This window comes from Nesterenkonia alkaliphila, from assembly GCF_009758175.1.
Taxonomy (GTDB): Bacteria; Actinomycetota; Actinomycetes; order Actinomycetales; family Micrococcaceae; genus Nesterenkonia; species Nesterenkonia alkaliphila.
In genome coordinates this window covers 45,366-54,463 of record NZ_WRPM01000022.1, presented here as the reverse complement: position 1 = coordinate 54,463, position 9,098 = coordinate 45,366, and the positions used below count along the sequence as shown (strand labels likewise).

The 9,098-nt window shown below is 65.6% G+C and carries 6 protein-coding genes; 1 reads left to right on the top strand and 5 read right to left on the bottom strand.

The annotated features are described in order from the left end of the window. Window positions 1-311: 311 nt before the first annotated feature. The 4 genes from rpsA to polA all read right to left on the bottom strand — a co-directional run bounded on the left by rpsA (window position 312) and on the right by polA (window position 7,207). On the bottom strand, window positions 312-1,811 hold the full coding sequence (rpsA, locus tag GNZ21_RS03175; protein WP_157321257.1) for a 30S ribosomal protein S1: 1,500 nt from the start codon (window positions 1,809-1,811) through the stop codon (window positions 312-314). Between the two features lie 220 nt (window positions 1,812-2,031). Continuing rightward, window positions 2,032-3,414 (bottom strand): GNAT family N-acetyltransferase, encoded by a 1,383-nt coding sequence (locus GNZ21_RS03170; RefSeq protein WP_157321255.1) that lies wholly within the window; start codon window positions 3,412-3,414, stop codon window positions 2,032-2,034. Window positions 3,415-3,430: 16 nt separating this feature from the next. After that, entirely contained in the window at window positions 3,431-4,324 is an 894-nt protein-coding gene (locus GNZ21_RS03165) for a polysaccharide deacetylase family protein (RefSeq protein WP_157321254.1), read from the bottom strand. A gap of 117 nt (window positions 4,325-4,441) precedes the next feature. Then, the gene (gene polA / locus GNZ21_RS03160) at window positions 4,442-7,207 is read right to left on the bottom strand and encodes a DNA polymerase I (RefSeq protein ID WP_157321266.1); all 2,766 of its coding nucleotides are present in this window, start codon (window positions 7,205-7,207) and stop codon (window positions 4,442-4,444) included. 153 nt (window positions 7,208-7,360) lie between these two features. Between polA and GNZ21_RS03155 the strand changes: the two genes are divergently transcribed. After that, window positions 7,361-7,876: a hotdog fold thioesterase gene (locus GNZ21_RS03155; RefSeq protein WP_157321252.1), complete on the top strand. Its 516-nt coding sequence runs from the start codon at window positions 7,361-7,363 to the stop codon at window positions 7,874-7,876. 95 nt (window positions 7,877-7,971) lie between these two features. On the opposite strand, the gene GNZ21_RS03150 is transcribed toward GNZ21_RS03155, so the two are convergent. After that, window positions 7,972-9,087, bottom strand: coding sequence for a glycosyltransferase family 4 protein (locus GNZ21_RS03150; protein ID WP_157321249.1), 1,116 nt, complete (start codon window positions 9,085-9,087; stop codon window positions 7,972-7,974). Window positions 9,088-9,098: the final 11 nt, after the last annotated feature.

Genomic DNA, 9,098 nt, shown 5'->3' with positions numbered 1-9,098 from the left:
CCGCGCTCACAGACCCTCAACTGACGCTGATCAGGGCTTTGGCACCTAAATGGATACCCCTTATAACGAAAGCGGCGATCAGACCAACGGAGACGAAGAAGATGACCGGGCTTGTGCGGAGCCTGAACAGGTCGTGAACCTTCTCGAGCATGTGTTCCTTTCGGTAAGCGGCTCAGGCCCACTCAGGCCCTGATCAGGGCCCCACCGTAGCCACGAAACGTGACGTTAAGCAACAGAACCCGCCCAATCCTCACGGATTAGACGGGTTCTGTTCAGCTAATAGTCAGCTAAGCATCACGTGCCGGTGAGCTTCACTTACCGGTGAGCTTCTCCCGGAGCGCTGCCAGTGCCTCATCGGAAGCCAGGGTTCCGGCATCCTCAGTCTCCTGCTGGGAGGAGTAGTTGGACGGGCCGGAGGGGGCCTTCTCCTTGCGGGAGGAGCTGGAGCCGGAGACGGTGGCCTCGGCGGCAGCCTCTGCATCGGCGTCGATAGCCTTGCGCACCTGCTCCTTGTGCTTCTCCCACCGCTCCTGAGCGGCGGCGTACTGGGCCTCCCAGGCGGCGCGGGCCTCCTCGAAACCTTCCATCCACTCGTTGGTCTCGGGGTCGAAGCCCTCGGGGTACTTGTAGTTGCCCTCTTCGTCGTACTCGGCATCCATGCCGTAGAGAGCGGGGTCGAAGTCCTCTGCCTCGGGGTCCACACCTTCGTTGGCCTGCTTCAGGCTCAGCGAGATGCGGCGGCGCTCCAGGTCGATGTCGATGACCTTGACGAACACCTCGTCATCCACCGAGACGACCTGCTCTGCCAGGTCCACGTGGCGGACAGCCAGCTCGGAGATGTGCACCAGGCCCTCGATGCCGTCTTCCACACGGACGAATGCGCCGAAGGGCACCAGCTTGGTGACCTTGCCGGGCACGATCTGGCCCAGGGCGTGGGTGCGGGCGAAGGTCTGCCACGGGTCTTCCTGGGTGGCCTTCAGGGACAGCGAGACACGCTCGCGGTCCATGTCCACCTCGAGGACCTCCACGGTGACCTCATCGCCGACGGCCACGACTTCCTGCGGGTGGTCGATGTGCTTCCAGGACAGCTCGGAGACATGGACCAGGCCGTCGACTCCGCCGAGGTCCACGAAGGCCCCGAAGTTGACGATGGAGGAGACCACACCGTTGCGGACCTGGCCGCGCTCCAGCTTATTGAGGAAGGTGGAGCGGACCTCGGACTGGGTCTGCTCCAGCCATGCGCGGCGGGACAGGACCACGTTGTTGCGGTTCTTGTCCAGCTCGATGATCTTGGCCTCGATCTCCTGGCCGATGTAGGGGGCCAGATCGCGCACCCGGCGCATCTCTACCAGGGATGCGGGGAGGAAGCCGCGCAGGCCGATGTCCAGGATCAGGCCGCCCTTGACCACCTCGATGACGGTGCCGGTGACAACTCCGTCCTCATCCTTGATGCGCTCGATATCGCCCCAGGCGCGCTCGTACTGGGCACGCTTCTTGGAGAGGACCAGACGGCCTTCCTTGTCCTCCTTCTGGAGAACCAGAGCCTCGATCTTATCGCCGACAGCGACTACCTCGTCCGGGTCAACATCATGTTTGATGGACAGCTCGCGGGACGGGATTACGCCCTCGGTCTTGTACCCGATGTCCAGGAGGACCTCATCGCGGTCGACCTTGACGATGGTGCCTTCCACCATGTCTCCGTCGTCGAAGTATTTGATCGTGGCATCGACGGCGGCGAGGAACTCTTCAGCGGTTCCGATGTCGTTGATGGCGACCTGGGGGGCACCGGGTGCGGTTGCAGTGGTGGTCATGTAGTAGGTGTTCCTAGTTGGATTGTGTGGTTGGGTCAGTGCACTGTTCTTGCTGCAGGCACTGAGCGGCGGACAATTGCAGGGCGCTCAAGCACATACGAATAACTCCGTATGATTCTCGAGCGGGATCTGTCAGAAGTCAGACACGACTCTGTGCGCAGAACGCGCCCGATCAGTCTATACTCCCGCGGCAATGCGGCACAACTGTGCCGGAACTAACTCAGAAATGGGTGGCGCAGTAGGGCTTGGTGGGCGAGTCGAAGGTGGCGGCGAGGGCACCCCAGTCGGCCTCCTCCTCCGCGGTGATCCTGCCGGCATCGCGCATGGTGAGCACCGAGACATCCCCCAGATAGAGAGAGCTGAGAGCCTCCACATCCAGGTGGAAGTGCTGGGGCGTCGTCGTACTCTCAGTACTGGTCACCTGGGCCATTCCCCCGCTGACGGAGACGGTGAAGGTGCCGGCTGCGATCCCCTGCGGGTCGGTCAGGCTCAGGCTGAACTCGCCCTCGGCGCTCCAGGCCCGGGCCTCGAGGGCGGTCACCGGGTTGAGGATGCGGACCCAGAGCATATCGCCGAGTTCGGTGACTTTCCGCGTCCGCGGTGTGGTCAGGGCGTGCATCAGCGGCTCCTCCACCGGAGCGGTCCGGTAGGTGGCCCGGTGGACGATGTCCAGGTCGGCGATGAACCGCCACAGCTCTACGCTGCTGGTCGGATCAGCGGCTACCAGGGAGTGGACTCGCATCGTAGTGGGCTCGTTCTCCCACCCCTCGAACTGGTAGACCACATAGCCGCCCACTGTGCCGTCCTCTCGGACATGGACTGCACCGCGCAGCTTCTTGTCCTCGGTGCTGAGGTCCTCCGCGGACCATTCCCCCGACTCGTGCCGGTAGTACCGCTCCTGACGGTCCACCGAGCCTCGGGTGCGCGTATGGAAAGCCGCGAAGACCTCTTCGAAGGTCTCCCGGGCACGGCTGGGGTCGATCACCAGCACCCGGCCGGTGGGCAGGGTGCGCAGGGAGAAGCCTTCGGCTCCGGGGCGCAGGTCCAGCTCCACCGAGGCCTCGCGGGTGGCCGGGCCGAAGCCGAATCGCCCGTAGATGGATCCCTCGGAGGCGGTCAGCGCAGCCAGCGGCAGACCATCCTGCACTGCGCGCGCCAGGCCGGCGGTCATCAGGTGCTTGAGAATCCCGCGCCGCCGGAAGCTCGGGCTGACGCCGACCCCGGTGATCAGCCGGGCCGGGATGGGCTCGGCTCCCCCGGCGTTGAGGGTCTTGTCATAGTCCACGAATGTGCCCACCGGGTGCTGGGAGTCGAAACCGATCTTCTCGTACATATCACCCCAGGGCTCCAGGGAGGCGAAGCCCGGGTCCAGGTACACCCCGTGGAGCTGGCGCCCGTCTGCGGCGGAGGCTGTCACTGAGCGCCGGACATGCTCCTCCGGCTTGCGGTCATCGTAGAAGTTGTAGCCGACGGTTCGGACGAAAGCCTGGGTCTCCGGCTCCGGGTCCCCTTCAGCCGTCAGCGCGGCTGGGAAGCTGCGGCTCACCAGCCCTTCGGCCAGCGGTGCGATCTGGGGTGTCTTGGGCGAGTAATCTGTGCTCACCCGATAAGCCTATCGTTCACAGCACCTGGCTGAGCGTCATCCACTCGATGCCGCGCTCGGCGGCCTCCTGCAGTGCTTGGCCGAACCCGGCGGCAACCTGGGAATCCGGCTGGTTGAAGTGGCCGATCACGATGTCTCCGGGCCCGACCTCGCGCATCGCGCGCTGCACCTCCGTGGCACTGTAGGTGGCCCCGGCGTCACCGTTGACCGAGAAGTTCACCACTGGCGTGCCGAGCTGCTGCGCCATCTGTGCGGCCACCTCATCCACATAGGCGGTGCCGGCACGGAAGAAGGGCAGTTCGAGGCCGAAGCTGTCCCGGAAGAACTGCTGGTTGTCCATGATCTCGGCGTAGGCTTCCTCGAGCGACTCAGTGCCGGGGATCCCATAGGCCTGCTGCCCGGTCACCGAGAGCGGCTTGTGCTGGGTGCCGTGATTGGCGATCTCGAACAGCGGGTCCTCGATCAGCTCCTGGGTGATCCCATAGTTCTCCTGTGCCCACCGCTTATTGATGAAGAGGCTGGCAGCGATCCCTGCCTGGCGCAGAGAGTCGATCAGGGCGGCGTCGTACCCTCCGCTGCCCCGCCCGCCGCAGGCATCAAGAGTGAGCACCGCCTGGTTGCCGCTGGGTGTGAAGCTGGTGATCACCCCGGAGGTCTCCAAGCCCCACTCCTGGGGCTGCTGCTGTCCGTGCTGCGCCTGCAGCTCCTCCAGGCTCGGCGGCTCCTGCTGCCCGGTGGATTCGGAGGGTTCGGAGGTTTGGGTGGGGTCCGGGGACGGGACAGGGTGCGGTGGCTCGGGACGGATAAGGGTCGACGCCGCCCCACGCGCCTCCCCGGGCCCGCAGCCGGTGAGCAGCCCGGCAGCGGAGACGGCGCTCAGGCCGAGGAATGCTCTGCGGTCGAAGGACATCCGGTCAGCCTAACGGGTGACGGTTCTGTGCGGAGTGCATGGCAAGGGAGGCGAGGGAAGCAAGGCCGGGAAGCCTTGTGACCGAGCCGAGCACAGCCAGGTGCCCGCACAGGGCCGTCAGTGGGCGGCGCTGTGCCAGGAGTGACCCGCACCCACATGTACGTCCAGCGGCACAGTGAGCTCGGCGGCGGCGCCCATCCGCTCGATGAGCAGCTGTTCAACCTGCTCACGCTCCCCTGGTACCACCTCCAGCACCAGCTCATCGTGGACCTGCAGCAGCATTCGGGAGCTCAGCTGCGCCTCGGCCAGGGCGGCGTCCACGCTGATCATGGCCCGTTTGATGATATCCGCTGCCGAACCTTGGATGGGGGCGTTGAGCGCAGCCCGCTCGGCCATCTGACGCAGCTGCCGGTTGTCGCTGGTCAGATCCGGCAGGTACCGCCGGCGCCCATAGATGGTCTCGGTGTAGCCGTCCTTCTTGGCCTGGCTGACGATATCGCGCAGGTAATCGCGTACCGCACCGAAGCGTTCGAAGTACTCGTTCATCAGCTCCCGGGCTTCATCCACGCCGATGCCCAGCTGTTTGGAGAGCCCAAAGCTGCTCAGCCCGTAGACCAGCCCGTAGCTCATCGCCTTGACCTTTGAGCGCTGCTCGGGGCTGACCTCCTCGGTGCCCACCCCGAATACCCTGGCGCCCACAAAGTTGTGCAGGTCCTCGCCCTCCTTGAAGGCCTGGATGAGCGCCTGGTCCCCGGAGAGATGTGCCATGATGCGCATCTCAATCTGGGAGTAGTCGGCGGTCAGGAGGGTCTCGTAGCCCTCGCCCACTACGAAGGCGTCACGGATTTTGCGGCCAGACTCGGTGCGCACCGGGATGTTCTGCAGATTCGGGTGCAGGGAGCTCAGCCGCCCGGTGGCCGCCACGGTCTGAGCGTAGGTGGTGTGGATGCGGGCGTCGTCACCGATGGCTTCGATCAGCCCGGTGACGGTCTGGCGCAGCTTGGAGGCGTCCCGGTGGTTCATCAGATGCACCAGGAATTCGTTCTGGGTCTTGGCCAGCAGGTCCTGCAGCGTCTCCACATCGGTGGAGTAGCCGGTCTTGTTCTTCTTCACCCCCGTGGTGGGCAGGCCGAGCTCCTCGAAGAGCACCGCCTGCAGCTGCTTGGGCGAGCCGAGGTTCACCTCATGGCCCACCACCGCATAGGCGGCCTCAGCGGAACCGCTGATGGACTCCTGGAACTCCGCGTCCAGGGACTCCAGCCTCTGGCGGCTGACCGCGATGCCGGTGAGCTCCATCTGCAGCAGGATTTCAGCCAGCGGCAGCTCCAGTTCATAGAGCAGCTTCTCCGCCTTCCGCTCGGTGAGCTCGGCGTGCAGGGTGGCAGAGAGCGAATGCAGCAGCATGCCATGGACCGCAGCCCGGGCCAGGTCCTCCCTGGTCACCCCAGGCGCCGCGTCCTCATCGAAGAGCGAGAGCTGGCCTCCCTCGCTCTCGGCAGTCCGGCGGAACTCCTCACCGCCGATATAGTCGGCCGGCTCTGCCGAGACGCCCAAGTACTGGGTGACCAGCTCCGGGAAGCCGAAGTTCCGCCGGTCCGGCTGCACCAGGTAGCCGGACAGCAGGGTGTCCTCCACCGCCCCGCGCAGGCTCAGCCCACGCCAGGCCAGCCGCTTGCCGGCGTCTTTGTAGTCGTGAATCAGTTTGGGGGTGGTGGGATCAGCCAGCCAGTCCGCCAGCGCGGCCTCCAACTGCGCATCCGCTTGGGTCAGCGGCACTGTCAGAGCCGTCACCGCCTCGGCACTGTCAGCCGAGGACAACGCCGGGGTGAGCACCACTGCCAGCACCTCGGCCAGGCGGGCCGCCTCATCGCGTTTGGCCTTGGTGGACAGTGACTCCCCGGAGCGGTCCAGGCACAGGCTCAGGGCCAGGGGACGGTCCTGGTGCGTTTCCAGGAACGAGGTGAGCGAGGCGGCGTCGTGCGCTGTCTGGATCTGCGGCAGCGCTTGGGTGGGCTCAGCGGAGAGATCAGCCTCCGGGAACCGGGCGGCGAAGGTCTCGAAGAGCCGCTCCCGGATCTGGTTGAACTGCAGGGCGTCGAAGAGTGGCTCCACCGCCTCCCGGTCAGGCGGGGCGAGCACGCACTGCTCCAGGTCCACCGGCAGATCCAGGTCCGTGACCAGCCGGTTGAGCTCCAGGTTGCGCTCCACATCGGCCAGAGCGGCGCGCAGGTTCTCCCCCGCCTTGCCCTTGATGGCCTCGGCGTTCTCAATGATCCCTCTGGTGGAGCCGTATTCCGCGATCCACTTGGCGGCAGTCTTGGGCCCCACCTTAGGCACTCCGGGCAGGTTGTCCGCACTCTCCCCGACCAGAGCGGCCAGGTCTGGGTACTTCTCAGGCGGAACCAGGTACTTGGCCTGCACTCCCGCTGGGTCCAGGCGCACAGATTTGGTGACCCCGGTGGTGGGGTAGTCCAAGTGAGTGTTCTCGGTGACCAGCTGCAGGGCATCGCGGTCCCCGGAGACGATCAGGGTCTGCCAGCCGGCGGCCTCGGCCCGGGTGACGTAGCTGGCCACGATGTCATCGGCCTCATAGCCCTCCACCGTGACCGCAGGGATGTTCAGTGCCGCCGCTACCTCTTTGATCAGCTCGATCTGCCCGTCGAACTCCGCAGGGGTTTTGTCCCGGCCGCCCTTGTACTCGTCATAGGACTGGTGCCGGAAGGTGGGGGTGTCCAGGTCGAAGGCCAGAGCGATATGGGTGGGCTGTTCCTCCCGAATGAACTTCAGCAGCATATTGGTGAAGCCGTGCACGGCGTTGGTGTACTGCCCGGTGCTGGTCTGGAAAGACTCGGTCGGCAGGGCGTAGAACGCCCGGAACGCCATTGAATGCCCGTCGATCACCAGCAGCTTATTGCCCTCGTTGCTCACAGTCTTAGCCTACCTGCCTCCCCGGGGCCCTTGGCTCCTGCCGCTGTGACTTCTATCCAGCACTGCGCCGAAATTCTCCGCGGTCACCGGCGGCTATAAGGTACCCATATGAGCGATCAGGATAATTTCCCTCCGGCCCCTGGAGTTCCGACCCCGATTCCCACTGAGGAGCAGCGGCGTGCTCGGATGGCTGCGGCCGGGGTGCCCGAGCAGTACTGGGACTGGATGGGTCCGCACGGGGTCTCGGCGATGTGCGTGCGTCTGGGCATGCGGTTCGCTGAGATGAGCCCGGAGAAGATGGTGGCCACTCTTCCGGTGGCCGGCAATGAGCAGAATGCCGGGATCTTCCACGGCGGGGGGCACTTTGTGCTGGCCGAGACTTTGGGCTCGGTGGCTTCGATCTTCCATGTGCGGGCCAACCTGGGGCTGGAGCGGGCGGTGGTCGGGACCGAACTCTCTGCCACCCACCACCGTTCGGCCACGCAGGGGCTGGTCACCGCCACCTGCACTCCAATCAACCTGGGCAGACAGCTGTGTGTGCATCAGATTGTGATGACCGACGACGCCGGGCGGCGGCTCTCCACCGCCCGGATGACCAATATGATCCTCGCCCCACGCAGCTGAGCGCCGCGCGCGCGGCGGACCTCGCCCTGCGTTTCTATTTTCTGTAGCACTTTGCGCATTGCCTAGGGAAATATCCTCATGCAACGCGCACAGCCTTATGCAGACCTGCCCAGAAAGTGGTCCAGTGCCGCTTCGATGGCCTCGGCGTGGGCCTCAGCGGTGTAGCGGGAGCGGACCAGCTCCAGTCCGTTGCGGCCCAGCCGGTCCAGCTCCTGGGGGTTCTCCAGCAGTTCCAGCAGTGCGCTGCGCAGCGAGCCGGGGGTAGTGGGGTCGTAATAGGCTCCGGTCCGGCCTGCTATGACGGCCTCGATCTCAGGGCTGGAGTCCCGGTGTCCGGCCTCTGCCAGCACCGGCACCCCGAACCCGAGTGCCTGGATGACGTTGAGCCCGGCGCCGCCGACTGACAGTGCCAGATCTGCCTGAGCGTAGAGCTCCTTGAGCCGGTCGAACTCGTAGACCGCACCCAGGAACTCCGCTTGGACCCCGGCAGCGGCGAAGACCTGTTCCAGTCGGGGGCGCTCGGTGCCCTCGCCGACCACCACCACACGGGGTGCCGGCCGGTCTGCCGGCCAATGAGCCAGGGCCTGGGCCAGCGGATCCAGCCGGTGCCGGGCGGTGAGGCGGGAGGAGTAGATCAGGGTGGGACGGGGGTCGCGGTCCAGGCTGCGTACCGGCTGTTGGGAAAGCTGCTGAGCGGAGTACAGGGAGTTGTAGACCACTCGGACCTTCTCGGCCGGCAGCCCATACTGCACCGCCAGATCCTGGGCCTGGTCCCCGTAGACCAGCAGCCCGTCCACCAGGGCATAGAAGCTCAGCCGCAGTAAGCGTTTGGGGCCGGACTCCGGGCGCTTCCAGCCGTGGCCCCACAGCAGCACCTTCCGGCCCCGCAGTTTGCCCACTGCCCCGGCGGCCCAGGCGGAGAGGGTGTAGACCCGGCCTTCCAGCACATAGGCGTCATAGCCGCCTCGCCATACCGCTGAGACGTCTCCGAGTTGCCACCAGAGCAGGCTGAGCGCACGGGTCTTCAGCGGAGTCACCTGGGCCAGAGTGGCTGCGGAGGCAGAATGGATGCGGTCAGCCCGGTCCGCCTCGGAGTTTTTGAACCTGCCCACCAGGTCAAGGGCAAAGCGGCTGGACTCCAGCAGCCGGCGCACCAGGGGCTCCCGGTAGTGGGAGACCGTGGGCTGAATCTGAAACCGAACACGCGGCATGCTGCTCATAG

Excerpts from the sequence above, each read along its gene's own strand:
- GNZ21_RS03155 (WP_157321252.1), top strand. The coding sequence starts at position 7,361 with ATGAGCGATCAGGATAATTTCCCTCCGGCCCCTGGAGTTCCGACCCCG.
- polA (WP_157321266.1), bottom strand. The coding sequence starts at position 7,207 with ATGGCGTTCCGGGCGTTCTACGCCCTGCCGACCGAGTCTTTCCAGACC.
- GNZ21_RS03165 (WP_157321254.1), bottom strand. The coding sequence starts at position 4,324 with ATGTCCTTCGACCGCAGAGCATTCCTCGGCCTGAGCGCCGTCTCCGCT.
- rpsA (WP_157321257.1), bottom strand. The coding sequence starts at position 1,811 with ATGACCACCACTGCAACCGCACCCGGTGCCCCCCAGGTCGCCATCAAC.
- GNZ21_RS03150 (WP_157321249.1), bottom strand. The coding sequence starts at position 9,087 with ATGCCGCGTGTTCGGTTTCAGATTCAGCCCACGGTCTCCCACTACCGG.